Origin of the sequence: Paenibacillus riograndensis SBR5 (assembly GCF_000981585.1) — a bacterium.
Taxonomy (GTDB): domain Bacteria; phylum Bacillota; class Bacilli; order Paenibacillales; family Paenibacillaceae; genus Paenibacillus_AQ; species Paenibacillus_AQ riograndensis.
This window is the reverse complement of the sequence record NZ_LN831776.1, coordinates 1,039,737-1,065,776: the sequence shown is the minus strand read 5'-3', so window position 1 is coordinate 1,065,776 and position 26,040 is coordinate 1,039,737. Positions and strand designations below refer to the sequence as shown.

Below are 26,040 nucleotides of genomic sequence, written 5' to 3'. Positions count from 1 at the left end.
TTTTAGCTATTGAAGGAAGCTAACGCATAATCCAATTCCACGTCCTGCCCTTCAATAAACTTCATTTTAAATGTTTGCCCGTTCATGGGAACCGTAATGTCAGGCGTTACGCCTCCTTGTCCGCGTTCATCGCTGTCGCCTTGAATCTTGTAGTCTAGATTAAGGGATCTTCCGTCGGGGAACTGCACGACGTATCCTTCCGGCATTTTCACTTCTATAGGAGCGGAGACTATGCCGAACGAACCATTCGTAGACGTAAAGCCGATTATCTTAACATTGGGCATTCCTTTTAGGATCAAAGGTAAGCCTTCCCCCGAGCTCGCGGTGTTATGATTAATGAGGACGGCTATTTTCCCTGGAAAGTAAATCCGCGAAGGCTGAACGGTCCTCGTTTCGGCACGGTTGATTTCAAAACGTCCTGTATTCCGGTTGTAGTAACTGACGTATTCAAAAATCCTTTTCCTGTTCACAAAATGTCCCGCCATTTGGGCAACAAGGTCATCATCGCCGCCCGGATTATCCCGCAGATCAATGATTATTCCCTTTACTTGTTTTTCCTGAAACTCTTTTATTGTGTCTTCCAGTGCTTTCGCGGGATCGGATTGCGTTGCACCAGGAAGGAAATATCTGATTTTTACGTAGCCATAGTTCTCCTTAAGGATCTGGCCTTCAACGGGCGGATCTTCTTTCTTCAGCTTCACCTTTGTTTTCTTCAAGGTTTCGTACTGATCGTCATAGGCTGTAAGCGCCGCAGTTATGATCGCCGGATCGTCCTGATTCCGGAATTTGACCTGGATGTTTTGGCCGATCGGGGCTCTAGCTAAGAAACGTCCTTGATTTAATATCCGGTGCCCTTCCGTTGCCGGAGGGTTCTCACTCCAAGACGTCTCATCTAATGCCTTCTTAACGTCTTTCCCATCCCATGAAATGATTTCGGCTCCAAGCTTGATGCCGTATTGATCAGCCGGGCTGCCCGGTATCAGCAAGCTAACCAACACTTTGCCATCATCCAATTGAACCGTACTGATTCCGACGCCGCCGCCAACTTCATTCTTAAATACGCTATTACCGTCATACAGATGTTCGTTCACGATTTGGATATGACCGTCACGGAAAGAAAAGAGGTAATCCCTTAAAGTTTTATAGTAGAGGTTCGGATCTTGGCTGATTTCCGCTTGGCGGAATAAAGGCCCGTATTTATTCTTCTTTGCTGCCCAATCGACTTTTTTCCAGTCTCCAAAAGGATATTCGGTCGACAATCGTTCGTTCATCGCGATAAAAGCTTGGGTATAGCTCTTATGGCTTAAATCGCTCACCGGATTGTAGCGGACTTCACCCGCAATGCTTAAGGCAAGCAGCGTAGGCAGGAAACCGAGGACACAGACGATCACCATAACGGACCGGAATTTGGTAGACAGCGGCTTAACGGCTGGTTTAAAGATTCTCCTAATGGTGCATAAGAAAAGTATGGCCGTTGAGGCATAAATCAACAGCGCCAGTATTGAGGCATCGCCAAGGATAAGACTTATAATTGCAAGCATTACGCCCACGCCGGGAATAAAATAAAACCACCGGTTATTTTTGAATAAAGCATACCCCAGCAAGACAAACAAGTACAGCGCGCACAAAATCATTTCCCAGCCAGTCAGCCATTTCAATGAATCGAATAGATTTAGCAGAAAGCTCATCGTTCCTATTCCTCCAATCGTTCAATGTGTTCCGCAATGAGCTTATGGGAGAAATATGAACGGAGCGTGAACTAAAAGACAGAATCAGAAGGAGCACCCACGGGGAGCGTCACGGTGAACGTTGTGCCCAGTCCGGCCGTACTCTTCACCGCTATGCTTCCATGATGAAGTGCTACGATCTTCTGGGAGATGGCTAGACCAAGACCATTGCCGCTGCGGTCTTCTGCCCGCGACTTGTCCGCTTTGTAGAAGCGCTCAAAAATAAAGCCTGTATCCTCCGGCGCAATGCCGATCCCCGAATCGCTTACCGCCACGGCAACCTCACCCGGCTGGGGCTGGCTGATTGCGATCAAGACCTGCCTGGCGCAGGGCGTGAACTTGACGGCATTTCCGAGCAAATTCATCCACACCTGATTGAGTTGATCCTTGTCGGCCGTTATTCGGACAGCAGCACCGGAAGGGGATTCCATATCGACACGGATGTCTTTTGCCGACCACAGGGGCTCGCACGCGACAATCACCCGCCGAAGCTGCTCATCCAGATTATAGGTTTCCGTCTGGAAGGGATGATGCTCCGATTCGAGGGAAGCGAGCTTCAGCAGATTATCACTGAGTCTGGACAACCTGTCGCTCTCAGTAACGATAATATCCAAGTATTGAACGCGTTCATCCTCCCCAATAACAAGATCGCCGTCCTTCAATGCCTTCGCAAAACCGGAGATGGACGTCAACGGCGATTGGATTTCATGAGACACGTTCGATACAAAATCCTGCCGCATCCGCTCCATTTGTCTGATTTCCCGGGCCATATCGTTAATGCTCCGCGAGAGTGTTCCCAGTTCGTCTCCACGGTTTATTTTCAGTTCAACCTCGAAGTCGCCTTTGGCCAGCCGCTTAGTCGCATCCGTCATTGCCTGGAGAGGCTTCACCACGTACCTGCCGGCAACGAGAATGCCCAAGCTTCCGAGCGCGAGCATGAGAAGCAGGATGGTAAAGAACAAACGGATGAGCGCGGCTTCGTTTTTGGAAGAGCTCTGCACAAATAAGGCATAACGTTTCCCTTCAGATACAAACGGAAGGCCGATGAACGTTCCGTTATCTTGTCCTTGCGAACGGTACACCTCTCCCTGCAGCACTATGCGGACAGATTCAGGGCTAATCTTCCCGGCCTGCCTGCCTTTGGCTGGTACATAGGAGTCCACCCCGCCATTGCCTTCGTAGAGCTGCAGGGTATAAGAAACCAATTCGGCCATATTGTCCATAAAAGTATCCAAATCCGGAGGATTCGTTTGTTCATACACACGGATGATGCGGTTGCCGGCCGCGATCATATCGTTTTTACCCGTAGCGTTAAGCCCCTTCTGAAATAGAGCAAGGGAGATTAGCAGAGATGCGACCAGGCTGACGACGATAACGGCCAGAAAAGTCAGCACGACGCGGACATATAACGTTTTCATCCCGGATTCACCGCCAGACGGTAGCCTACACTTCGTGCCGTCTCAATGCGAAAATGGCGGACGTCCCCGGCAAAACGTTCCCGCAGCCGCTTGATATGAACATCGACGGTCCGGTCGTCTCCTTCGTAATCCATGCCCCAGATCTGGGTAATCAGCTGTTCCCGCGTGAAAATCTGCCCCGGATGGCCGGCAAGCACAAATAACAGCTCGAATTCTTTCAGAGGCAAAGTCAGTTCCTCGTCTCCCCGCATGACCTTGTACGTTTTCCGGTTCAGTACGATTTCCCCCAGCGCAATGACCTGGGAAGAGGCAATCCGGGAGCGCCGCAGTAATGCTTTTACCCTCATCACCAGCTCCACCGGATCGAACGGCTTCGTCATATAATCGTCGGTCCCGAGCTGGAAGCCTTTGATCTTTTGAGCCGATTCGCCCTTGGCCGTTACCATCAGGAGCGGAATGTCGGGATCGCTTATCCGAATCGCTTGGCACAGCTCCCACCCGTCCATATGCGGCATCATAATATCGAGGATAACCAGATCGATTCCTGAACCTTTGACGATGGCATGCGCATCGATGCCATTGTCCGCCTCGGCCAGATCGAACCCTTCATTCTTCAAGTACAGGCGCATCAGGGCGCGAATGTGCGGATCGTCGTCCACGATAAGAATTTTGACCATCCAAACCGCCCTCCAATGGGAATGTATTCCGTTACGCCCGCCTGGGATTAGGCTCAAGCCTTCAAGTTCGGCAGTCCCTGGAAGCAAACGGAGGATTTCCGGACAATCAGCTTGGGCGGGATAATGATCTTCACCGGATCGCTCTGCAAACCACCGATCCTGTCCAGAATCTGCCGGGCTGCCTCAACGCCCCACTGGTCATGAAAGACCGATACTGTGGTAAGCTTAGGCTCCACCGTTTCCGTCTCAAGAATATTGTCAAAGCCCACAATAGCCATATGCTCGCCCGGGATCAAACCCTGGAGACGCAAGCCGATGGTGACGCCAAGGGCAATAATGTCATTGTGGCAGAAACAGGCGGTCGGCGGATTTTCCAGCTTCAGCACCTCCTGAATGGCGCGGATTCCTCCCTCACGGTTCAACGGAGTAGGCATAATGAGCTTGGGGTCCACTTCCAGGCCGTATTCCTGCAGGGCGCTGCAGTAGCCGTCTATCCGTTCCTGGTAGGCTGTATTGCCGGGAAGCATACCACCGATATAGGCGATCCGCCGGTGCCCCTGCTCTACCAGATGCCGGACGGCCAATTGGGAGCCCAGTCTGTAATCCGTCCCCACATAATCTGCGCCGGAGCCCGCTACCTCCCGCCCCATGAGAAGCGCCGGTATCTGCAGCGCGCGCAGCTTGTTGAACAGGGTCGGCTGGGTATCGACGACCGGAGTCAGGATAATGCCGCATACCCGGTGCTCCAGCATCGTTTCCAGCACCCGCTCCTGCTTCTCCCTAGATTCGGAGGACATGCCCAGCAGGAAAGTAAACTGCTGTTCATAGAGCATGTCCTCGACCTTGGTCAGCATCTGGTGATAGAAGGGGTTTTCAAAATCGGTGATTACAATCCCCACCGTGGACGAGCTTTGGGAGCGGAAGCTGGCCGCTACCCTGTCATACACATAGCCGAGCTTTTCGATGGAATCCATTACTTTCTTATGAGTGCTGGGCTTGATAGACTTGCTGCCTCTGACGACCAGCGATGCTGTCGCCCGGGAAACCCCGGCATCATCGGCCACATCCTGAAGGGTTACCCTTTTGTCCCGCGAAGCCAAACTGCATTCCTCCTTTGTCCGTACGGCTAATTTCCTTAATCCGGATAAATTTACAATAGTATATCATACATTTCAGACAGAAAATATTTAGTATTGACAGGGCCACAGGCACCTGCTACCATTATCCCCAGTAAACTTATGTGCATTTAAGACTATTAATTCCGGACGGAACAAAATTTTTTTCTCACAAAATTAGATCGATATAATTTTACGGAAAAAGGACTGTTTCGGCAAGATTTATTATCCGGAAAGCTGCGGAGGGTCAGTTGTTTGTGTTGTCTGGTTATCCGGTTGTTATGGTGAAGGGGGTTGTGCCATGATCGAAATCAAAGAGTTGTACAAATCCTTCGGGGACAAGCCTGTACTTTCAGGCATTAATGTCACCATCGGGGACGGGGATATTTATGGTCTTGTAGGCATAAGCGGCGCCGGGAAGTCCACGCTGCTGCGCTGCATCAACGGGCTGGAAACCTTCGAACGGGGGACCCTGCGGGTGAACGGTACGGACATCAGCAGTCTGCATGGCGCCGAACTCCGCAAATTCCGCAGTGGCATTGGGATGATCTTTCAGCAGTTTTCCCTGTTGGAGCGGAAGACCGTATATGAAAATATCATGTTCCCGATGAAGTGTTACAACTACAAGAAAGCGGAAGCTGATGCGCGTATTCACGAGCTGCTGCGGCTGGTGGAGCTGACGGACAAAATCCGCTCCCGCCCCAGCCAGCTTTCGGGGGGCCAGAAACAACGGGTGGCCATTGCCAGAGCCCTGGCCATGAATCCGAAGATTCTGCTGTGTGACGAAGCCACCAGCGCCCTGGACCCCAATATTACAAAGTCCATCCTGGCGCTTTTGAAGAAAATCAACCGGGAGCTGGGCATTACCATCGTGATTGTGACCCACCAGATGGAGGTAGTGAAAGAGGTCTGCACCGATATGGCTCTCTTAAGCAAGGGGGAGCTGCAGATATCGGGTTCCGTGCAGGATATTTTCCTGGGCCGCTCTGAGACGCTGGCCGAGCTGCTCGGGTCGGCCGGTATGGGGCAGCAGGGAGACAAGGTGGTGTTTGAGATGGTACAAAGGCCAGGTCAGAATGACCTGCTGTCGCGGTTCGCCACAGCCACGGGAATCCGTTTCGAGGTTGTATGGGGCGGGCTTGACCGGTATGCGGACAGCATCGCGGGAGCTTTTACCCTTGCAGTGGACAAGGATGACTTCCCCAAGGCACAGGCTTTTCTTGAGGATACGGATACAGAATGGAGGAGAGTGTAATTTACCAGTACGATTTCCAGACCATTCTGGACCGCATCATTGTGCCCGGCTTGCGCGACACGCTCATCATGCTGGGCGGCACAGTCGTCACCTGTACCTTCTTCGGCTTTGTGCTGGCGCTTATTCTTATTACCACCGATGTGAACGGGCTCAGGCCCAACCGGTTAGTGTACGAAACCATAAGCGCTGTGATCAATGTGCTTCGCTCTGTGCCCTTTATCATTCTTATCATTACCATCATTCCGCTGACACGGCTAGTGGTGGGCACGACCATCGGAACCACGGCGGCAATTTTCTCCATAACCATTGTGGGTTCTCCGCTTATCGCCAGACTTCTGGAGGGCTGCTTCAAGGAAGTTAATCCCAGCCTTATCGAGGCTGCCAAATCCTTTGGCGCCTCTGATTGGCAGATTACATTCCATGTCATTGTGAGTGAATCCATTCCGTCCATTGTATCCCATCTGACCTTAGGGTATGTTTCGCTGCTGGGCTTTACCGCCATGGCCGGCACAGTGGGCGCTGGAGGCCTGGGAGCGGTGGCGCTGACCTACGGCTACCAGAACTTCAACGATACCATTATGTACAGCACGGTGGTCATTCTCATTATTATCGTGCAATTCATCCAGTTCGGCGGCAATTTTCTCTATCGCAAGCTAAAATAAGCTTTTATTCCAAACCCATCTTAAGAAAAGAGGTATGCTTTTATGAAAAAAACGTCCTTCACCGCCCTGTCGCTGGTCCTCGTCCTTGCCCTGTCGGTGCTGGCGGGCTGCAGCAAAAGCGCCTCCGGTGGCCAGTCCAAACATATCGTCATCGGGGTTATCGCCCGTGAGCAGCCGGATATCGATTACGTCGCCGAGAAGCTGAAGACCGAAGGCTATGACATTGAGGTGAAGGTATTTAACGACAACATTGCGCTGAACAACGCCACATCGGAAGGGGAAATTGACGCCAACTACTTTCAGAATGAGAAGTACCTGAACAGCTTCAACCAAAGCAACGGGACGGACCTGATCACCTATGGTCCCAATATCTATACGACTCCTGTGGTTTTTGTATCTAAAAAGCACAAAAGTGTAGACAGCCTGCCGGAAGGCGCCAAAATCGGCATCGCCAACGATTCCGCCAACCGGGCAAGGGAGCTGCAGCTGCTCGCCGCCAACGGCTTGATCAAGCTCCGCGAGGGTGTGGAGCTGCCAACACTGCTGGATATTACGGAAAACAAGAAGAAACTCAATTTCGTAGAGATTGACCCCCGCAGCCGGGTAGGCGCATTTGCCGATCTGGATGCCATGACCGCTCCCTCCATTACCGTGTATCAAATGAAAGATCCCGAGGTCACCATCGATACGGCGCTGTTTCAGGAAACCCCAGAGGTCTACAAGCAGTACGGGGGCATCGTTCTGGCAATCAATAAAGACACAGAGGATCAAAACAAGGAATGGCTGGATAAGGTTGTGAACATCCTGTCCTCCAAGGAGTATGCGGATTGGCTGCTAAAAACCTATAGCGGTGTGAAAAAGCCTTACAACTCATAACCCGGCACTTCTAAAATCTCATACAAGTAGAAACGGCTATGCCGTCCTTAAAAAAGCTTATGCTTCCGAAGCAGCGATACTTCGTATCGCTTTCAGGTACCCGTTTCAGCGAGAAATAGAAGGATAATTTATAGCGTGAAGCATAAAAATTATATTTTAAAAAAGGAGAACTGATCCAAATGGCAACTGTAATCATTGTGGCAAATACCTCCCTGAATGACGCGGACAAAAAACGCTTTGTAGAGGAAATCGGCACTGCCGTAACGGAATCTCTGCGGCTTCCGCCTCACCTGAAATCCATCACCCTGCAGGAGTTTCCGCGCAGCAACAGCACACCGAAGGATTACGAGGAAATTACCTTCTTCGTGTACACCGCCCCGGGCAAACCTGTGGAAGCCAAGCGGGACCTTGTCCGCAACATCCAGCTTACAGCGGAGCGTGTACTGGCCGGGGTGAATGTGAAGACCATTGTCATTATTAAGGAACACGGAGATGAAAATGTGGGTGTAGGCGGCCAGCTGCGGCTCGACCAGGTCCAGGCTTAAGGAGCGGCGCTATGAAAACAATGCAAATCGGCAGCAGCGGAATCGAGGCTTCAGTCCTGACGTTAGGTGCTTTCGGCATGGGAGGGGGCTTCCAGTTCCCGGACACGGACGATGGCGAATCCATCCGGGCCATCCATGCGGCACTGGATGCGGGCATCAACTGCATCGATACCGCACCCGTGTACGGCTTCGGCCACAGTGAGGAAATCGTGGGACAAGCGATCAAGGGCAGACGGGACAAGGTAATCCTGTCTACCAAATGCGGTCTGTGGTGGGGCGATGAGGAAGGCAGCTACCGCTTCACCTGGGAGGGGCGCCGGGTCAAGCGCAACCTTAGCCCCAGGGTCATCCGCATTGAAGTAGAGGAAAGCCTGCGGCGGCTGGGAACAGATTACATCGATATTTACTATACCCATAACCCGGCCATGGAGCCGTTCCTGACACCTATTGAGGAAACTATCGGTACTTTGATGGAGCTGAAGAAGGAAGGGAAAATACGGGCCATCGGTGCCTCCAACTGCGAGCCCCATCATATCCAAAGCTATATCAGGCACGGAGAGATTTCCATTGTGCAGAAGAAATACAATATGTTGTCCAGAGAGGCAGAAGCGGATGTGCTTCCTCTCTGCAAGGACAACGGCATCAGCTTCCATGCCTATTCCCCGTTGGCCCAGGGCCTTCTGAGCGGGCACATCGGCAAGGATTATCAACTGCCCCAAGACGACCCCCGCCGGGGCGACCGCTGGTGGCAGGGGGAGGCTTTCCTGCTGGCCGTTGACTTCGCCCGGGAGCTTGAGGCATTGGCGCGGGAATTCGGCATCTCCACCAGCTCTCTGGCAGTCGCTTATTTGCAGGCCAGGCATGAGCATGTGAATGTAATTCTGGGCATCCGCAAGGAACGCCACCTGCACGAAAACCTGGCCGGAGCGGACTTCCGCTTCCCGGACGGCGCTGTAGAGGAAATCGACCGCCTGCTTAACCGGCTGCATCTTGCGGCTGCCGGGCAAGGCCAGTGAGGCAAGCGCTATGGAGATGATTAGCAGCCAGGAACTGGACAGGTGCATTTCCGAATTTCTTGAGGCGAACCAGGAGAATATGATCGAGGATGCCAAAGGGCTTATCCGCATCCGCAGCGTAGGCCTGGATTACCAGCCCGGAAGCACTCAGCCCTTCGGCGAAGGCTGCAGAACCGTCCTGGATGAAGCTATCCGGCTCATGCAGCGGGAGAAGCTGGAGGTGACGGACTTTGACGGCTACGGTGTCAAAGGGGCATTAGCAGCTTCGGAGCGGGGAAGCATCGGATTTTTCGCCCATCTGGACGTAGTGCCGGAGGGCGAAGGCTGGAGTTTCCCGCCTTACGACCCCTTTGTATGGGATGGCTTCCTATGGGGACGCGGGGCCATGGATAATAAAGCGGCGGCTGTTGCCGCGCTGTATGTGCTGAAGTTTTTTGCAGAAAGCAGGCTGCCCCTCCGGCATGGGCTGTATCTGTTCCTCGGCTGCAATGAGGAAAACGGCATGCGCGATATCCGCCACTTTTTGTCCCGGCATGAACCTCCACTGTTCGGAATTGTGCCTGACGCCTATTTCCCCCTGTGCTTTGCCGAGAAGGGAATGCTGCGTGCGGATTTCGAAGGTGAAGCGGCAGACGGCAACCTGCTGGCCTTCAACGGCGGGACCGAATATAACGTGGTTCCCGCTGCCGCCTCGGCAATCTTGCGGGACGTGGACCCGGACCATGCAAGACAGGTGCTGCCCGGTTCCTTCACGGTTGAGGTTCTGCCGGAGGGTGTCCGCATTACGGCCTCGGGCAAAGCGGGACATGCCGCCTTTCCCGAAGGCACGGACAACGCCGCCGTGAAGCTGGCTGCCGCGCTTGCCGCCCATGGGCTGGTCCGGGGCAGCCGGACGCTGCGGGCGCTGGCATTCGTGCAGGAATGCTTCGCCAACCCTTACGGGCATGGCCTCGGCATCGCCTTCCGTGACGTGTCGGGAGAAACCACAGTCAATGCAGCCGTCCAGATGGAAAACGGCAGGCTTCGGCTGTTATGCGACATCCGCTACGGGGTTACACAGGAGATCGGCGGGATACAGCAGCTGCTGGAAGAGGCAGCCAACCGTTACGGCATGCAGCTGACCCGCACGGAGGATAGCCCGCCGCATTATATCGCCCCGGACGATCCCATTGCGGCGGCTTTATGCGATCTGGCCAACCGGGAGCTTGGCACCAGCCAGCCCCCTTATGCCATGGGCGGCATTACCCACGCCAGATGGCTGCCGCGGGCAGCAGCCTTCGGCCCTCTGCGCCGGGATAAGCCTTCCCCCTTTCCTGCCGGAAGAGGAAGCGGCCACCAGCCGGACGAGGCCATGAATTTGGAGGCCGTATGGGATGCCTTCCTGATTTATGTTAAGGCGGTGCTTGTGATAGACGGGCTGTTAAGCGAAGAGAACGCACAACATTAACAGTGTGAACCACCGGCCTTTCCGGCCGGTGGTTCTCTTTTTTACTGCTCCTTATCCCGCCCGAGCAGCCCGCTGAGCGCCTCTGTCACGTTCATGCCGGTAAGCGTCTGCGTCAATTCAGGAACCTGGGTCATGATTTTGGCGATATCGCTGGTAATTTTGTTCACGCCGGATGAAGCTCCATCCTGGGAAATCACTGTAATCTTATCGACCTTGGCCAGCGGAGAGGCGATTTTCTCGGCCAATTCCGGCAGGACCTTCAGAAATTCCACTGTAAGTGCGGCTTGCGTGAACTGTTTGTACGCCTCGGCTTTCTTTTCCAGCGCTCCCGCTTCCGCCGCTCCAGCCAATTGTACAATTTCCGCGTTGGCTCTCCCTTTCGCCAGCTCGGCTTCCGCTGTGGCCAGCCCCCGCTTGGTCGTCGTGGCCGCCTCTGCCTCCGCTTCAAGAATCTGCCGCTGCTTGGCCGCTTCCGCTCTCATAATTGTAGCCTGATTCTCTGCCTGGGCCGGCTTGATTACCGTTGCCTCCAGCTCCTTCTGTCTCAGCTCCACTTCGATTTCCCGGACAGTCCGGTTAGCCTCCGCTTCCATCTGCGTGATCTTGACCTGCTCGGTAACCAGCGACTGCTTGATTTTGTTCTGCTGCAATTCGTACGCAAGATCCGCCTGTGCTTTCTTCACTTCTGTCTCCAGCTTAAAGTCCGCCTGCTTAATGTTCAATTCCTTCTCGAACTGAGATTCCTTGGCGCGGGCGGCGGTTCCCGCTTCAATGGTGGCCTGATGCGCGTTGGCTTTGGCAATCGAGGATTCTTTCTCCGCCTCAGCTTGCTTGATCTGGATATCGCGTTCCGCTTCTGCCTTGGCGATGCTGGCATCGCGGCGGATGCGCTCAATTTCCGGAACCCCCATGTTGTCGATATACCCTTTGTCATCCGTAATTTTCTTAATGGTGAAGCTGACTACCTCAAGCCCCATCTTGTCGAGGTCTTCCGAGCAGGTCTCCCGCATCTTGCTGTTGATTTCGTCGGGAGTTTTTAGAATGGACTCCACCGTCAATTGTCCGATCAAGCCGCGCAAATGGCCTTCCACCGAATGCAGGATAATCGTCTCGCGGTCCTCTTCCGGCCGGTCGATGAACTGCTCACTGGCTGTCAGAATAGCGGTAGGATCGCTTTTTATCTTAATCTGGGCCACCGCCTCCAGGTTGAGCTTGATACCCTGCTGGGAGAACATCGCCTGCGCCGGGATGACATCGAAGCTCATCAGCATCATGGAGATGGTCTTATTGTTCTGGAAGCCGGGGATGACGAACGTCCCGCCGCCCTGAACCACTCTTTTTCCGCCGAGGCCGTAGACAATCATTGCCTGATTGGGCGGAACCTTTTTATAAGCATTCACGATACTGAACAAAGCCAGCAGGATAACAACAACAATTCCCGAGATTAAATAGAGCATAACCATCCGGTTCGACACTCCCCGTTATTTATAATTGTCCGCTTTCCCTCTCGAAGAGGGTCACAGACGCCATTCCTTTTTCCACCTTTAAAATAATCACCCTGTCGCCCTTGGCGAGCTGCTGCCCGGGTTCTGCCCGCACACCAATGGAGCGCATCGTTCCATGCAGCACATATTTCATTTCTCCAACTGCTCCATCCGCTGCAGAAATGCTGATATACCCGAGCTGCCCCGCCTGCTCATAATCCAATTCATTCATGCTGTTGTCGTACCGGGTCATCACCCGGGCCAGCACCGCATACATCAGACAGCCGACCAGCAAGGCAACCACGGTGCCGATCAGCAATACGGCAAGCATATTTATTCCGCTGAACCGGGTAAGCACATAACCAGTGCCGCCCCAGACCGTGACAAACACCATCAGAGGGAGGATAGGCACAAAGCCCGGACCACCAGCATCGCCGCCTCCCGCATGCAGATGGCCCGCCAGGCCATGCCCATGAAATCCGCCGCTGAGGAGGAGCAATAGTCCCACCCAGAAGCACACGATAAATACAGTAACGATAACTATCCCTCCTTTTAAGCAGTTTAGATAGTATCCAAATACTCTAAATCTCGTTGTTATACGATTTTCAGTTTCTCATGCAGATCGCCTTCCCGCCTGCACAGCAAAAAGACCACAGAAGCGGCAGGGCTCTCCGTGGTCGGTTAATCGATCATGGCGCTCATCCTCTCTCTTCGAGGCTTACGGGGTTAGCTGACGGATTCGGGCAGCGAGATTGCCCTACCCTGCAAGAAGCGGCTTGTCAGCACGCTGCAAGGATTCACCCCGGATGAGCGGCAGCTATCCCAGCAAAAGCCGCATTCACCATTGGTTCCCCCGTTCCCAGTACCGGAATTCAGCCATTTGAGAACAGTTATATTTCATTCGGTTGCTGATTTGAATCTTACGCCTGTAGCCGTTTAATGTAAAACGTTGCTTGTGACAAAAGAAGCCAAAAATGCCACCACTTCACGAATGAAGGCGCATTCTTGGGTTTCGCTCTTAAGCGGCCGGTGATTTTCTCTCTTTTGCTCCAATTCTCGAAAGCAGTGAGGCACCGCTATACTTCTCTATAACCGAGCCCCACGCACAAGCGAACGGCGGCCCGCCCAGATGTACGCAGCAGAGGTGGCGGCTACAATGAGAATGAACGGGATCACATCCAGCCGGGGCGACAAAGCGGTTCCCCTTGGGTACATGGCGTAATAGGCCGTTGTGGAGGGGAACCAGGCACCGATCGAAGCATGAAGCCCGGTAAGCACAATATTGGCTATCACAATCGAAGCCGATAAAACCAGAGAGGACACAAACGACTTCAAGCGCATGGACACCCATAACTGCAGCGCCGCAAACGGCAGGATAGCCAGCCAGCCCCCAACCGTACCGGTGATCAATTCGGCAACATCCAAATCATTCCCCAAGTGAAGCAGTTCTCCCACGAGCAGATAGGAACCGGCAAAAAGCAGTTGAATTAAACCCAACAGCAGCATCAGCGTCCCCAATTTGGCATAATAGACACGGGAACGGGGAATGGGCAGACAAAACAGCTGTTTCCAGCCCCCGTTAATATGCTCATAACGGCAGATAAAAGAAGCCAGCACCCCGGCATAAAGCGGATATAAAAACAAGCCGTGAAAGCTGGCCATATGCAAATAGAAGGTTTTCCAGCCGCGCACATAGAAGCCGGCAAAATTTTCTGAATCTAAACTATTGATTCCGAGCATCACCGTTCCTAGCGCACCAATAAGGATCAGGATGAAGATGACGGGATACTGCAGCTTCATTCGTTCGGCTTTCATCAAATATTCCATAATCACACCTCTGTTAATCAGAATTGTTTGTTTTTGAAATGCAGGGTCCCGGCGGCCAGCAGCATGACTCCCAGGCCTGCGCTAATGCCAATCCACCTCCCGGGATGCGCCATGAATGGACTGGACAGGGTTGGATAGGCCCATGGCCACACCCAGGTCCACAATGCTGCGCTGCTGTCCCGCGCGATGAACAGGCCGGACACAGCGCCCAATAAGCCGATGGACATCGGAATGGCCTGGTTCGAGAATTGGATCGACAGCCACATCTGCAGCCCCAGCACCGCAGCTGAGGCGAGAAAGCTGTACACGATCTGCCTGATCAGGAACTGGAACGGCAGCGGTTCGGAGGTGTAGCAGATCCAGAGCAGAAGCAGTCCGGCAATAATCAGCAAGGCAGTACAGAGCAGCAGGACAAGAACCCACAACGCCTTGGCCCAATAAAAAACAGCGCGGGATACAGGCAGGGTCAACAGCTGCTTCCAGCTGTTGGATTCGTGTTCCACACCGGCAATCATGCCAGCGAGCAATGCGGTGTTTAGCAGCATCACGAAACCCAGAAACATATACATCACATTAAACACGCCGTATACCCCTGCCGGGCCTTTGAAATAGAGGTACCATTCCAGCGCCATAAATGCGATGAACAGCCCGGAGCTGATAACCGGCAGCCAGCAGGCTGCCGGTTTGAGCCGCATGCCTTCGGCCCGCAGGGCCCGCCACATCATAAGCTTACTCCCTTTCCGGTCAGCTCCATGAACAGCTCTTCCAGCGATTTGCTGTGTTCCCGTGCATTCATAATCCCGTATGGGCCCAGCAGCTTGAACAATTCTGCCTGCGTCATACTGGCATTCTCTGCCGCAACCGACAGCGTATTGCCTTTCCGCTCCACGGTGAATCCTTGCAGCAATAGCGTGCGCAGTGCTTCCTCCGGGCGCTCCACGGCAAATTCCAGCACTTTGCCCCTCCGCCGCTCCAGCAATTCCAAAGCCCCCTGATAGACGAGCCGGCCGCTGCTGATAATCCCGATCTCATCTGCAATCGTATCCACCTCGCTCAGCAGATGGCTGGACAGCAGGATCGTCATCCCCTGATCATGGGCCAGCGACAGCATCAGATGCCGTATTTCCTGGATGCCCGCGGGGTCCAGGCCGTTGGTCGGCTCATCCAGGATCAGCAGCTGCGGCCCCCGCAGCAGGGCTGCTGCGATGCCGAGCCGCTGCTTCATGCCAAGGGAATATCCGCTCACTTTGCGGTCCGCGCTTGACGTCAGCCGCACAATTTCCAATACCTCACCGATGCGCCGGTCAGGCAGCTTCAGCAATGTGCTCAATATTTTCAAATTTTTGTACCCGGTCAGATGGCCGTAATAGGACGGGTTCTCTACCAGGGAGCCTACCTTGCGCAAAATGTCCAGACTGTTCTCCGGCATCTCTTGGCTAAACATGCGGATCGTCCCGGCATCTGCGCGGAGCAATCCCAGCAGCATTTTGATCGTTGTAGTTTTTCCCGCACCGTTCGGCCCCAGAAAACCGTAGATCTTTCCCTCGGGAACCTCCAGGTTCACTTCATTAACCGACACCTGTTCGCCGAAGCGGCGGGTCAGCCCTTTGGTCTCCACTATAAGTTGCGGCATCTCCTGTCACCTCATATCTTTAATATGGAGACTATAATAGCCGCTGGAAGTAGCAGCGGGGTAAAGAAAAGTAAAAATCAAGTAAAAATTCCCCCTCAAAGCGAGACTTTTGCATGGAGCAGCCTTCGACGCTTCAACAACGGTATTTCTGCCGTTGTTTCCGGGCAAACCGGCCTTTGACGTATTCTGCCACCGTTCGTTATAAATTCGTCCAAAGTTGTTTATCCCCAACTTTATACACAACTTATCCACAAGAAAAGGAAATCATAATTTCCTAAATAAGAACAAAATCACCCTGGCGGGTGAATAACCTTCTAGCCAACGGTCATTTGTCCGCTGGCTCTTCTTTTCTCACCAAGGTTCCATTACAAACCGGACAGAAGAACTCCGGGGATGCTCCAGCTTCAAGTTCATACGAACACTCTGCCACTATAAATTCAGGGACAGGATCTACCATCCCACATTCTACGCAGACATAATCAATCCATACCTCAGGTTCTTCCTCCCATGGCTCCCACAAATCCCATTCGCTCGGGTTATCCTGTTCGTTCTTTTGTCCTCGTACTTTTCCCACCTTTTCTCATCCCCCATTTCTTTTGGTTTGCGTATTCTCGCTCCTCGTCATAATAATAAATTCGCCCATATTCTGCATGCCAAATCACCACAAGCAACATCCGGTGCTTGCAGCATGGACAGCGCATCGGGTCTCGCCCGTAGCTTTCCAACATCCGCTGGCGGTAACTTTTTTTCTTTCGTTCTTCCGCAGGAAACGTCATTTCGATTTGTTTATGTACCATGAACCGCCACAGATTAATCACCTTCTGCGACTCTTTGTTTTTTCCTCTGCTATATAGACCATAGCGGCCCACCATCCGGAAATGCTTCGGGGGGATGTGCTGGACCAAATCATAGATAAATTTCATTACTGGCGACACGACGTCCACCCGTTTCCCTGTTCGGTGATCCTTGTACCAGTAGTGTACCTTGTGGTAGTCATAGCTGACTACACGGTACTCTGCAATCGCCGGGCGCGCTAAGTAACGCCCTATATATTTCGCGGCTCCCCGGGCATCTTTCATCCGCTGCTCCGCATTTACGTAGAACCCCTGCGGATAACGCTGGTATAGCTCATTCACCAGTCCCTTTATCCATTCTTCCTTCGGATACCATTTCATCATTAAATCCAGAAGTAGCTTCTGCCACGCTTTCCGCAAGTACTCATAGGAGATATACTCTACCTTTTTCCACTCCTTGTTCTGCTCTAGCGCACCTTCTGTGATTAATGTATGGATATGTGGGTTGAATTTTAAATCTCTTCCAAACGTATGAATCACTGTAATGACACCGACTTCATATTTCTTGCTCTTGTTTTTCCGCCGGTAATAATATTGAATGACCTTGGCCACTTGCTTACTCAGTTCATTTAACTTGTGTCGGTCTTGAAAAAATACCTTGCGCAATTCTTGCGGCACCGTAAATACCATGTGACGATGAGGTACATTTAGGATTCGCTCTTGCTGCTTTTCCGCCCATTCATCCGTATATTTCTTCCCACATCCATGACAAAAGCGGCTTTTACAGGTAAAGCAAATAAACACGGGCTCCGGTGCTCCCTTCGTGCATCCCTTGCACTCATATCTGGCATAGCCCATATCCCGTGTGCCACAGCGTATCGCTTTATTCACGGTTTCCGTGATGCTGCTATGAAGTCCTTTGGGCAAGTGATGTCCGTGCATTTCCATGAATCCATGAAAGTGATCTTTTAGAATCTGCCGGATGATTCCTCGTTTCTTCCACGTCTCCTGGTTCTTCACGTTCATCCCTCCTACCTTTTTCATCGGAGTTATCCACATTTTTTTGCATTGCATAATTTCCTAAACAATAAAAAAACAGGCCAACACCCCAAAAGTGGGGTCCGGCCTGCTTTCAAAACAGAAAAAAAAGAGTGATGCGAGTTCCTTGCTGCGGTTTGCTATGTACCGTCATTGTGCCGTCATGCCGTGTTACAAAACCTTTTGCCAGCGCCATGCCCAGGCCGGAGCCCGCCAATCTCGCCCGCGCCGACAACACATTGTCTTCAGCAGTATTCAGCCGCTCCAGCGTCTCCGCATCGATCCCCGTCCCATTGTCGCGGATCTCAACCGTCAGTCCATGCTGATCCCAGTATACTTCAGCTTCAATATGGCATCCCGCGGGATTGTGAACCACCGCATTCCACAGCAAGTTGTGCAGCGCCCGCCGAATCATACGTTGGTCGATATCCAGGCATTTCTCCCCGGCCGTATTGAAGGCAAAGGTATGCTGTGCAGCCAGCGGATGATCGGCGACATCGGTAACAATCTGCCGGATAAATCCTGCCATCTCCGTAGACTCCCGTGAGAGCGGGCCCTCGCTGCCGTCCAGCTGGTAGGAAGCATTCATATCTTCAATCAGCTGCTCAACCTGGATCGTCTTTTGTTCCATTAGAGAGCCGAACTGGATGATTTCCGCAGTGGACCACTGATATTGGTCGGCAGCCGCAATCATGGAGCTGTAACCGCGAATATAGGCCAGCGGGGTTTTCAGATCATGCCGCACGCCCGCAATCCAGCTTTTGCGCTTCTCATCCAATTCGCGTCTTTCTTTCTCTGCACGCTGCAGCGCAAGGGTCAACATAGACATCTGGCCGATGATTTCCCTAAAAAGAGTATAAGGCAGCTTGAGCTGATTTCCGGAAAGGGGGCGGCCGCGCCAATTGCTCCGCGAAGGTTCATCATAGTGACCTTGTGCCAGCCGCTTCAGCCAGGTCAGCATATAAAAAACCGGCTTCATCAGGCTCCACAGATAGAAGGCAAGCGCAGCCAAGCACACAGCCAGGAAGCTCCAGATTTGAAACTGCATGTACCGAAATCCCTTCAGCCATGGAACCAGATCACGCATAAAAAGAAAAAGAATAAACAGGACGAGCCAGACGGCAACAGCACCTACGAACAGCGCCAGCAGAAAAAGCAGCAGCCGCAGACCAACACGAAGAACCCCTTTCATACTTGTCCACCCGGCACGGGGTCGGGAATAAATTTGTAGCCTAACCCGCGGAAATTAACAATGTAACGGGGCTGCTTCGGGTCCCGCTCTATTTTGTTTCTGACTTTGGAGATATAAATCACAACCGTTTTTTCATCGCCCAGCTGCATTTGGCCCCAGACCTGTTCATAGAGCTGAGCCGTTGTAAACAGCCGGCCCGGATGCTCGGCAAAAAACAGCAGCAGCGCGAACTCCTTAGCCGTACAGTGAACCTGCTGGCCGCGCACCGTCAGCCCGCCGGTATCCTTGCTGATCTCAAAATCAGCAAAAGCGTAACAGGCGGCCGGAGCCTCCTGCTGATACAGCCTTTTCCTGGCAAGCTGGGCTTTGATCCGCGCCACCACCTCCAGGGAGTTGAACGGCTTCGTGATATAATCGTCCCCGCCCATCGCAAATCCGGTCAGCTTGTCATAATCGGCAGCCCTCGAAGTCAGGAATAAGACCGGGGCGTTTGTTTTTTTGCGCAGCTCCAGACACAACTCGAAGCCGTTGCAGTCCGGGAGCATCACATCCAGCAAAATAATATCCGGCTCCCGGCTGTCCAGCAGGCTCATCGCCTCCGCCCCGGTAGATGCAGTAAGGACGGAAGAATATCCTTCCCTCGACAGCAGCAGCTCCAGCATGCAGGCAATTCCTGCTTCATCTTCTATGATCAATATCGTGTCGTTCATTGTCTTTTCCCCTCCATTACCTTTCCGATTATACTGCAAAATGGGGATTTCTTCCTCATGAACGATAACGCCTATGATATAATATGAACGCCAATGCTGTAATAATTGCCGGCCGATACATAGAATCCACGTGTGATGAGGTGGGACGAATAAAGCATATACCCAATATACTCTCTGCCCTGAGGATACTGTGCTCTCTGCTGCTGCTCGCTCTGCAACCGTTATCCGCCATGTTTTTGGGCCTGTATCTTATATGCGGGGCAAGTGATGTGCTCGATGGATATGTCGCAAGAAAGACCAACAGCACCAGTTCTTTAGGGGCCAGTTTAGACAGTGTCGCAGATGTTGTTTTTATAACCGTTCTGCTGGTTGTCTTCCTTCCGATCCTTCAGCTCTCCCTGTGGGTCATCTGCTGGATAGCTGCGATTGCTCTGATTCGCCTGGGCTCACTGCTGGTCGGATATGTAAAATACCACGCATTATCTTTTCTGCACACCTACGCCAACAAGGCAACAGGACTGGCGCTATTCAGTTTCCCGTTTCTGTACAGTATATCCGGACTCACCACGACCTCCATTATAATTTGCGGATTAGCCAGCTGCTCGGCCATAGAAGAACTGCTGATCAATATAAAATCCAAAGAGCTGTTAAGGGATGACGCGGGGTGGATGTTTAGAAAGTGAGAGTCGTCGTCGACTGATATCATTGATTTTGAGTTTTTTTAACAAAACCGTATATAAAAATTGACTTCACTCCATAATAAAGCATATATTGTAATTGTAATTTGCATAAAAACTGCAAAATGGAGGTGATTTCATGCTGCTTGAGTTCAGAACCAAAAACTTTAAATCCTTTCAAGATGAGCTTATCTTCTCCCTGACCCCTGCCCCTAAGCAAAAAGGCTTAGACTATAGCTTATTAAAAGAGAAAATTGGATCAAAAGAATACAAAGGATTAAGCTCAGCAGTCATTTATGGGCCCAATGCATCAGGCAAAACAAATATCATCGGCGCAATGGATGTCCTGAAAAGCATTATTCTAAGAGGACACATCCGAAATGAGGACAAAAAATCAAAATCAAATGCAGCAGCAAGCACTCTAGAGCTGATCCCCAACAGTGCGGACAAGAGTAAGACTCCAGTCGACTTTAGCATTAGGTTTACCGACAGCGGGCTTATGTTTGAGTACAAATTATCCCTCGATCTAGGGAGTTTCTTAGAGGAAGGCTATAATCGCAAAGTGCTGAGCGAAGTATTACGTGTAAACGAAAAGCTGATTTTTTCCAGAAATCCCTCATTGGATTTAGGCGATACAAACCTTATCAGAAAGTATGCGATCAACGGATTTGAGGAAAATGAAAATAGTGTGAGAAATTTAGCTAAAAAGAACTTAATCGATGATGAGTTGTTTTTAATGAACGGGTTTAAGGCCATGTTCAGTTTAAAGCTGGTCAATATCATTACAAATTGGCTTGAGGATAAATTCATGGTTTTCTGCCGGGCAGACGCTCTCCAAGCCAGACCATCAACTTCTAAGAAAGACACCATTTACATCAATACAACCATCAACGATGCAGCCCGCATTTTCGGAATCAATTCTAACGCTCTTGGTTATCATTCCTCGGATGAAGATTCTGAGCCGAAGCTATATTCGATTTTGGATAACAAAGGGATTGTTCAAGCTGACTCCTTCGAGTCATTCGGGACCATTCGTTTTGTAAATATGTTCCCTATTGTTATAGATGCTCTGCTCAGCGGAGGCACATTGGTTATTGATGAATTCGACGCTTCCCTGCACCCCATGGCATTAATGAGTATTGTGAACATCTTCCACAATGATGATCTGAACACACAAAATGCACAGCTTATCTTCAACACGCATAATCCTATATTTCTTAACTCGAACCTGTTTCGGCGGGATGAGATCAAGTTTGTGGAGCGCGATGAAGAAACGTTCAGCAGCATCCATTACTCTTTATCCGATTTTGGAACTTCTGGTGAAAAGGCCGTCCGTCAGGGTGGAGATTATATGAAAAATTATTTCATCAGCCAGTATGGCGCTATTAAAGATGTAGACTTTACCTCTGTATTTGAAAAATTACTGGAGACCAGAAGGGAGCTGTAATCGGATGGTTGCCAGGAAGTTAAATAAAAAATACTATTTCTCCGTAGAAGGGGAGACTGAAAAATGGTATTTGGATTGGATAAAGCATTTAATTAATAGCGATCCTGCAGCAATATATACAGTGTCCATTGACAGCAAAAAAGAAAAAGATCCTGTTAAGCGTGCAAAATCTCTAACCGTTCTCAGCGAAACAGTCATTACGCATTGGTTTGATTATGAGAGTAGTGAAGCGGTTCATACGAAACAATTTAAAGAAACGTTAGATGCACTTAAAAAGACCTCAACCTTCAAAAAGCAAATAAAATACAAATTGGGATACAGTAATTTTACTTTCGAGCTTTGGATGATTTTGCATAAAAGAAATTGCAATACAGCGCTTACCCATAGGCGACAATACCTGCAATGGATAAACGGCGCTTATGAAGAAGACTTTGCGGAACTCTCTGACTATAAAGAAGAAGGGAATTTCAAAAGAGTCCTCAGAAAAATATCTTTAGAGGATGTAAAAGTGGCAATAACCCGGGCGAAAAATATCATGCGGAAAAATGAAGAAGCCGGATTAACCTTGCATGAGTACAAAGGATATAGATACTACAAGGAGAATCCCTCGCTTCTTGTTCATGAATCCATTGAAAAAATGCTGAAGGACTGTGGACTACTCTGACAATTCACTTGAGGCGCTCCCATTCCGCTTCTGTCGGTAAACGGTAACCATTAGCCCCCGTAATGAGGGTTTCTGTGAAAAAAGGCCGCCGGCTATGAAGCCGGACAGCCTTAGAAACACTAATGATTAAAAACCTGCTCAACCTTCCGGATACGGCCAGGTGCGCGTCAGCCTTGCTTGCAGATGAACTGTTACCACACTGTTACATTAGAGCTCCCGCTGCTCTGATATCCCTCTGTAGCCAGCACCTGGTAAGACCAGCTGCTTCCCAGATTCATTCCTTTACTCGCCCATGCTTTAACATGGTTGGCAAAAGTGATAGTGGCATTGCTGCCGGTCGGTCTCTTTGTCTGTCTCACACTCCAGAACTGCTGGAATGTTTGTATGCCGTCAATGGAAGGTGCGTTGTAGCGCATTGTTGTATAGATGTCATAGGTGCCGCCATCACTCGTCACTGTGCCTTTGTACGTTCCGGTAGGTCTATAAGTGCCCCAGCTATCAACAACGTAATATTCGATGAGTGAGTTTCTCGTCCATCCATAGAGTGTTAAATATCCATTGCCGGACGGTGCCCAGACACCCGCGTTGTAATTGATAGTTCTGTCGGGCGACCCGACGGTCCAGCCTTTGCCCACAACAAAATTCCCCGTATTAGACCAGTTGACACTGTAATTTCCGCCACTGCCATTAACAGCATTAACTGTCCCGCCGCCATCAGTCCAATTTTGCCAATAATCCGTTGCTGCGCTGGCGGTTGCTGCGAACAAAGCGGTACAGCTCATGGAAACTGCCATCACTAACGTCATGATTTTCTTATTGAACTTAAACATCGTTTACCTCCCCGAATTTTTAATTTGTAATTATTCACCTGTATACGATTTGAATAATATCCTTTTTTAGATCACCCCTTTTCTTTTTGAGTCAGTTGATTCTCTTGGCAGTCATATTCTAACCTCTGTCCTGAATCCGTAAGCCCATGACTGCAGCCTCTATCCTGAGAAGAAATTTCTCTTTCTATATAAATTGAACTTGTGACTTTTCTATTTGGGATTGGTCGTGACTCCAGAGAATGTTTGGACTTCCGGCCGCTGTTGTCTGCAGATTTCTTGATTTATACCGCTGTCGCGGTGGAAATCCGCAGACAAAGGCGGACGCTACCGCTCCTCCAGTTCCAAACTTCTCCTCCGCCACTTTTCCCTTATTTGTAATATTTTCAAGTTCAATTTATATAGTACAATGCAAGACAAACTGCGTCTTACATATAGAAAATTATAATAAGTAAGCGCATTCATTTACATTACCAAATTAAAGAATTATCCCATATTTTTTCAGTTATTTGACTTCGCACAGCAAAAAACCGCCCGGTTAGGACGGCTAAACATTATGGAATCCTGAAAATGTAACTCGGGTGCATCATCCCATCCGAATCACAGCCTTCACCACTTCTTGCTTATTATCGATCACATAATCGAAGGCTTTCTGGGTATCCTCAAAGCTGAATTCATGCGTCACGATGCCCTTGACGTCAATTTTACCATCTGCGATCGCTCCAATGGCGGCAGGATACAGATTGCGGTAGCGGAACACCGATTTGATGTCAGCCTCCTTGAACATAATCTGCATAAAATCAAAATCGATGATATCCTTGGCCGCCAGGCCCACAAGGACAATCGTTCCGCCTCTTTTGACCAGATAGGGCGTCTGCTTAACGGTATGCTCGCTCCCTGCGGTTTCAATCACCTTGTCCATGCCCTGGCCGTCCGTTAGCAGGGATATTACATCCCGGACATTCTCCTGCTTAGCGTTGATTACCCGGGTTGCTCCCAGCCTCTTCGCTGCTTCCAGCCGCTTTTCAATGATATCCACCACCACAATGTCTGTTGCCCCGTAAGCTTTGCAGGCCAGGAGCGTTACGAGCCCGATGCAGCCGGCCCCCAGAATAACGACACGGTCACCCAGCTTGATTCCGCCTTGGGCCGCAGCATGCAGTCCCACTGCCAGCGGCTCCACCAGCGCTCCCTCTTCTGAAGACACGTTGTCCGGCAGCTTGAAGGCCATGTTCTCCGGAAAGGCGATATAGTCCATCAGGCAGCCGTGGTAGGGCGGAGTAGCCAGAAACTTCACATCCGGGCAGAGATTGTACTTTCCGCTCTTGCAGAATTCACACTGGCCGCAGGTGACTCCAGGCTCCAGCGCGACCCTGTCTCCCACCTTCAGATTCTTCACCCCGGGGCCCAGTTCAACCACTGCTCCGGCACATTCATGCCCCAGAATAAAATCGCCTTCGACAACGAAGTCACCGATCCGGCCATGCTCCAGATAGTGGACATCAGAACCGCAAATGCCGACATACTCCAGTTTGACAATAACCTCGCCCTCTTTGGCCTTGGGCATGCCGATTTCATTCATTTCCAATTTCTTCAGATCCGTCATATAAAAAGCTCTGTTCTTCATAAGATATTCCTCCTCAGGGACAATAGCATCTAATCATTAATAATATACTTTTATAAAACCATCTAAATAAGATTATAGTCCGATTTGATTTGAAGTCAACACAAACACTAAAAACTCCCCCGGCTGAGGGTGGAGCCGCAAACGCGGCGCCACTCTCTTCCGGAGGAGCGGTAGAACAAGAGTATACTGTTTCTGTTAGATTCACGCTATTCGGCAACAATCTAGATGCTGTCAATAAATTCTGTTACCAGCTCCAGGGCGGCTCCCACGGCAGTAGCCTCCAGCTTGTATTTGCAGACCCGGAGATATGTGCCGTCCCGCTCGAAGGTGTTCTTCTGGGCCGCCAGCCCTTGAAGGGTATCTATATACTCCTCCATATAAGCACCGGCATAGCCGCCCAGAATCACATCGCAATCGTACAGCATCCGCAGGTTGTTAACCGTGATCACCAGATAGCCGATGTACTCCTGCCAGATTGCCTTTTGCGGCTCATGCCCCTCCCGCAGCCGCCGGAAAAATTCGGAAATGCTTCCCTGCGTGCTGTCCGAGAGAATTCTCGCTGAGCAATAGGCATCCACGCAGCCCTTCTGCCCGCAGTAGCAGGTACGGCCTTCAGGCATGATCGTCATATGACCAAATTCCCCGCCTCTGTGGTTCTGCCCGGTATAGATCTGATTATTGACGATAATTGAACCGCCGACACTGTTATTAAGGGAGAGATAGACTACATTATGGATGTCTTTTTCTCCCCACAATTCGGTGAAGCCGGCTGCGTTCGCATCATTGCTGAGAATACAGGGATAGCGGATAAATTCGGCGAAACGCCGGATGCTCCCCCCCTTGAAGTCAATGACGGTGGCATAGTTCACCGTTTGGCGGTCATCAGAGAGGATGGCGGGCAGCGCAATCCCGACTCCCAGAATTTTGCTGCTGTCAATCCGGCTTTCTTCCACACAATCATCCACCAGCTTGCCCACGCTTTTAAAGTAGACTTCAGTGTTAGCAAAGGGAAAATGGTTCCTGACATGCTTGATGATTGTACCCCTCAGGTCAATGATGACAATGCCGACATGATTCCGGGTCACATCCAGCCCGATTGCGTATCCCGCCACACTGTTGCAAGCCATCGATTTCGCCTTCCTGCCTCCGGTGGACTGAAACAACCCGGTCTCCACGATCAGCTCCCTTTCCTGCAGCTCCTTAATGTTCTGGGTAACTGTAGGAAGACTCAGATTGAGCGCCTGCGCAATCTCCTGGATGGAAGTAGCTTCACGGTGATATAAATATCGATAAATGGCGTTACGGTTCATCTTTTTTACTTCCATGCTGTTCAAGCGGTGTGTCGCCATTACAAACCCTCCGGCTTTTGCAAATGTACTTTA

General features: G+C 51.0%; 24 protein-coding genes and 1 riboswitch. Of the genes, 9 read left to right on the top strand and 15 right to left on the bottom strand.

The features are described from left to right. Positions 1–2 precede the first annotated feature (2 nt). The 4 genes from PRIO_RS04625 to PRIO_RS04610 form a co-directional block, all read right to left on the bottom strand. Positions 3–1,658 (bottom strand): S41 family peptidase, encoded by a 1,656-nt coding sequence (locus tag PRIO_RS04625; protein ID WP_167345581.1) that lies wholly within the window; start codon positions 1,656–1,658, stop codon positions 3–5. A gap of 101 nt (positions 1,659–1,759) precedes the next feature. After that, positions 1,760–3,145 carry a sensor histidine kinase gene (locus PRIO_RS04620; RefSeq protein ID WP_020428856.1) on the bottom strand — a complete coding sequence of 462 codons (1,386 nt, stop codon included), beginning with the start codon at positions 3,143–3,145 and terminating at the stop codon, positions 1,760–1,762. Next, the gene (locus PRIO_RS04615) at positions 3,142–3,822 is read right to left on the bottom strand and encodes a response regulator transcription factor (protein WP_020428858.1); all 681 of its coding nucleotides are present in this window, start codon (positions 3,820–3,822) and stop codon (positions 3,142–3,144) included. The genes PRIO_RS04620 and PRIO_RS04615 overlap by 4 nt, the downstream gene beginning before the upstream one ends. A gap of 53 nt (positions 3,823–3,875) precedes the next feature. After that, the gene (locus tag PRIO_RS04610; RefSeq protein WP_020428859.1) at positions 3,876–4,922 is read right to left on the bottom strand and encodes a LacI family DNA-binding transcriptional regulator; all 1,047 of its coding nucleotides are present in this window, start codon (positions 4,920–4,922) and stop codon (positions 3,876–3,878) included. Positions 4,923–5,238: 316 nt separating this feature from the next. Here PRIO_RS04610 and PRIO_RS04605 point away from each other — a divergent pair, with 316 nt between their 5' ends. The 6 genes from PRIO_RS04605 (at position 5,239) to PRIO_RS04580 (ending at position 10,738) form a co-directional block, all read left to right on the top strand. After that, positions 5,239–6,192 carry a methionine ABC transporter ATP-binding protein gene (locus tag PRIO_RS04605; protein WP_020428861.1) on the top strand — a complete coding sequence of 318 codons (954 nt, stop codon included), beginning with the start codon at positions 5,239–5,241 and terminating at the stop codon, positions 6,190–6,192. After that, positions 6,177–6,854, top strand: a complete 678-nt coding sequence (locus PRIO_RS04600) for a methionine ABC transporter permease (protein ID WP_020428863.1) — start codon at positions 6,177–6,179, stop codon at positions 6,852–6,854. The genes PRIO_RS04605 and PRIO_RS04600 overlap by 16 nt, the downstream gene beginning before the upstream one ends. 42 nt (positions 6,855–6,896) lie before the next feature. Then, positions 6,897–7,730 (top strand): MetQ/NlpA family ABC transporter substrate-binding protein, encoded by an 834-nt coding sequence (locus tag PRIO_RS04595; protein WP_052741415.1) that lies wholly within the window; start codon positions 6,897–6,899, stop codon positions 7,728–7,730. Positions 7,731–7,909: 179 nt separating this feature from the next. Continuing rightward, complete coding sequence (locus tag PRIO_RS04590) at positions 7,910–8,275, top strand: tautomerase family protein (protein ID WP_020428868.1); 366 nt, start codon at positions 7,910–7,912, stop codon at positions 8,273–8,275. Positions 8,276–8,286: 11 nt separating this feature from the next. After that, positions 8,287–9,291, top strand: coding sequence for an aldo/keto reductase (locus PRIO_RS04585; protein WP_020428870.1), 1,005 nt, complete (start codon positions 8,287–8,289; stop codon positions 9,289–9,291). 10 nt (positions 9,292–9,301) lie between these two features. Then, complete coding sequence (locus PRIO_RS04580; RefSeq protein ID WP_141639112.1) at positions 9,302–10,738, top strand: Sapep family Mn(2+)-dependent dipeptidase; 1,437 nt, start codon at positions 9,302–9,304, stop codon at positions 10,736–10,738. Positions 10,739–10,779: 41 nt separating this feature from the next. Here PRIO_RS04580 and PRIO_RS04575 read toward each other — a convergent pair whose 3' ends face one another. The 8 genes from PRIO_RS04575 to PRIO_RS04540 all read right to left on the bottom strand — a co-directional run bounded on the left by PRIO_RS04575 (position 10,780) and on the right by PRIO_RS04540 (position 19,416). Then, positions 10,780–12,213 carry a flotillin family protein gene (locus tag PRIO_RS04575; RefSeq protein WP_063822386.1) on the bottom strand — a complete coding sequence of 478 codons (1,434 nt, stop codon included), beginning with the start codon at positions 12,211–12,213 and terminating at the stop codon, positions 10,780–10,782. Between the two features lie 10 nt (positions 12,214–12,223). Beyond that, positions 12,224–12,730, bottom strand: a complete 507-nt coding sequence (locus PRIO_RS04570) for an NfeD family membrane protein (protein ID WP_167345580.1) — start codon at positions 12,728–12,730, stop codon at positions 12,224–12,226. Positions 12,731–12,922: 192 nt separating this feature from the next. After that, positions 12,923–13,110: riboswitch (cyclic di-AMP (ydaO/yuaA leader) on the bottom strand. Between the two features lie 198 nt (positions 13,111–13,308). Then, positions 13,309–14,049, bottom strand: coding sequence for an ABC transporter permease (locus PRIO_RS04565; protein ID WP_020428878.1), 741 nt, complete (start codon positions 14,047–14,049; stop codon positions 13,309–13,311). A 17-nt stretch (positions 14,050–14,066) separates the two neighbouring features. Then, positions 14,067–14,774 (bottom strand): ABC transporter permease, encoded by a 708-nt coding sequence (locus tag PRIO_RS04560; RefSeq protein ID WP_039788582.1) that lies wholly within the window; start codon positions 14,772–14,774, stop codon positions 14,067–14,069. Further along, entirely contained in the window at positions 14,771–15,682 is a 912-nt protein-coding gene (locus PRIO_RS04555; protein WP_020428880.1) for an ABC transporter ATP-binding protein, read from the bottom strand. The genes PRIO_RS04560 and PRIO_RS04555 overlap by 4 nt, the downstream gene beginning before the upstream one ends. 536 nt (positions 15,683–16,218) lie before the next feature. After that, complete coding sequence (locus PRIO_RS04550; RefSeq protein ID WP_331709845.1) at positions 16,219–17,502, bottom strand: IS91 family transposase; 1,284 nt, start codon at positions 17,500–17,502, stop codon at positions 16,219–16,221. Positions 17,503–17,608: 106 nt separating this feature from the next. After that, on the bottom strand, positions 17,609–18,706 hold the full coding sequence (locus PRIO_RS04545; protein ID WP_020430441.1) for a sensor histidine kinase: 1,098 nt from the start codon (positions 18,704–18,706) through the stop codon (positions 17,609–17,611). Continuing rightward, positions 18,703–19,416: a response regulator transcription factor gene (locus PRIO_RS04540; RefSeq protein ID WP_020430442.1), complete on the bottom strand. Its 714-nt coding sequence runs from the start codon at positions 19,414–19,416 to the stop codon at positions 18,703–18,705. The genes PRIO_RS04545 and PRIO_RS04540 overlap by 4 nt, the downstream gene beginning before the upstream one ends. 83 nt (positions 19,417–19,499) lie before the next feature. Here PRIO_RS04540 and PRIO_RS04535 point away from each other — a divergent pair, with 83 nt between their 5' ends. The 3 genes from PRIO_RS04535 (at position 19,500) to PRIO_RS04525 (ending at position 22,204) form a co-directional block, all read left to right on the top strand. Next, entirely contained in the window at positions 19,500–20,099 is a 600-nt protein-coding gene (locus PRIO_RS04535; RefSeq protein WP_197545387.1) for a CDP-alcohol phosphatidyltransferase family protein, read from the top strand. A gap of 133 nt (positions 20,100–20,232) precedes the next feature. Beyond that, positions 20,233–21,540, top strand: coding sequence for an AAA family ATPase (locus PRIO_RS04530; protein ID WP_046501250.1), 1,308 nt, complete (start codon positions 20,233–20,235; stop codon positions 21,538–21,540). 4 nt (positions 21,541–21,544) lie between these two features. Continuing rightward, positions 21,545–22,204, top strand: coding sequence for an RloB family protein (locus PRIO_RS04525; protein WP_046501247.1), 660 nt, complete (start codon positions 21,545–21,547; stop codon positions 22,202–22,204). A gap of 191 nt (positions 22,205–22,395) precedes the next feature. Here the strand turns inward: PRIO_RS04525 and PRIO_RS04520 are convergent, their stop codons facing one another. The 3 genes from PRIO_RS04520 to PRIO_RS04510 form a co-directional block, all read right to left on the bottom strand. Further along, positions 22,396–23,034 (bottom strand): glycoside hydrolase family 11 protein, encoded by a 639-nt coding sequence (locus tag PRIO_RS04520; RefSeq protein WP_020430448.1) that lies wholly within the window; start codon positions 23,032–23,034, stop codon positions 22,396–22,398. A 583-nt stretch (positions 23,035–23,617) separates the two neighbouring features. After that, positions 23,618–24,658: an NAD(P)-dependent alcohol dehydrogenase gene (locus PRIO_RS04515; protein ID WP_020430451.1), complete on the bottom strand. Its 1,041-nt coding sequence runs from the start codon at positions 24,656–24,658 to the stop codon at positions 23,618–23,620. Positions 24,659–24,879: 221 nt separating this feature from the next. Next, positions 24,880–26,007: an ROK family transcriptional regulator gene (locus tag PRIO_RS04510; RefSeq protein WP_020430453.1), complete on the bottom strand. Its 1,128-nt coding sequence runs from the start codon at positions 26,005–26,007 to the stop codon at positions 24,880–24,882. Positions 26,008–26,040 lie beyond the last annotated feature (33 nt).

Coding starts and splice junctions, on each gene's coding strand:
- PRIO_RS04620 (WP_020428856.1), bottom strand. CDS start 3,145: ATGAAAACGTTATATGTCCGCGTCGTGCTGACTTTTCTGGCCGTTATC.
- PRIO_RS04615 (WP_020428858.1), bottom strand. CDS start 3,822: ATGGTCAAAATTCTTATCGTGGACGACGATCCGCACATTCGCGCCCTG.
- PRIO_RS04605 (WP_020428861.1), top strand. CDS start 5,239: ATGATCGAAATCAAAGAGTTGTACAAATCCTTCGGGGACAAGCCTGTA.
- PRIO_RS04600 (WP_020428863.1), top strand. CDS start 6,177: ATGGAGGAGAGTGTAATTTACCAGTACGATTTCCAGACCATTCTGGAC.
- PRIO_RS04595 (WP_052741415.1), top strand. CDS start 6,897: ATGAAAAAAACGTCCTTCACCGCCCTGTCGCTGGTCCTCGTCCTTGCC.
- PRIO_RS04590 (WP_020428868.1), top strand. CDS start 7,910: ATGGCAACTGTAATCATTGTGGCAAATACCTCCCTGAATGACGCGGAC.
- PRIO_RS04585 (WP_020428870.1), top strand. CDS start 8,287: ATGAAAACAATGCAAATCGGCAGCAGCGGAATCGAGGCTTCAGTCCTG.
- PRIO_RS04580 (WP_141639112.1), top strand. CDS start 9,302: ATGGAGATGATTAGCAGCCAGGAACTGGACAGGTGCATTTCCGAATTT.
- PRIO_RS04565 (WP_020428878.1), bottom strand. CDS start 14,049: ATGGAATATTTGATGAAAGCCGAACGAATGAAGCTGCAGTATCCCGTC.
- PRIO_RS04560 (WP_039788582.1), bottom strand. CDS start 14,774: ATGATGTGGCGGGCCCTGCGGGCCGAAGGCATGCGGCTCAAACCGGCA.
- PRIO_RS04555 (WP_020428880.1), bottom strand. CDS start 15,682: ATGCCGCAACTTATAGTGGAGACCAAAGGGCTGACCCGCCGCTTCGGC.
- PRIO_RS04550 (WP_331709845.1), bottom strand. CDS start 17,502: ATGAACGTGAAGAACCAGGAGACGTGGAAGAAACGAGGAATCATCCGG.
- PRIO_RS04545 (WP_020430441.1), bottom strand. CDS start 18,706: ATGAAAGGGGTTCTTCGTGTTGGTCTGCGGCTGCTGCTTTTTCTGCTG.
- PRIO_RS04540 (WP_020430442.1), bottom strand. CDS start 19,416: ATGAACGACACGATATTGATCATAGAAGATGAAGCAGGAATTGCCTGC.
- PRIO_RS04535 (WP_197545387.1), top strand. CDS start 19,500: ATGAACGCCAATGCTGTAATAATTGCCGGCCGATACATAGAATCCACG.
- PRIO_RS04530 (WP_046501250.1), top strand. CDS start 20,233: ATGCTGCTTGAGTTCAGAACCAAAAACTTTAAATCCTTTCAAGATGAG.
- PRIO_RS04525 (WP_046501247.1), top strand. CDS start 21,545: ATGGTTGCCAGGAAGTTAAATAAAAAATACTATTTCTCCGTAGAAGGG.
- PRIO_RS04520 (WP_020430448.1), bottom strand. CDS start 23,034: ATGTTTAAGTTCAATAAGAAAATCATGACGTTAGTGATGGCAGTTTCC.
- PRIO_RS04515 (WP_020430451.1), bottom strand. CDS start 24,658: ATGAAGAACAGAGCTTTTTATATGACGGATCTGAAGAAATTGGAAATG.
- PRIO_RS04510 (WP_020430453.1), bottom strand. CDS start 26,007: ATGGCGACACACCGCTTGAACAGCATGGAAGTAAAAAAGATGAACCGT.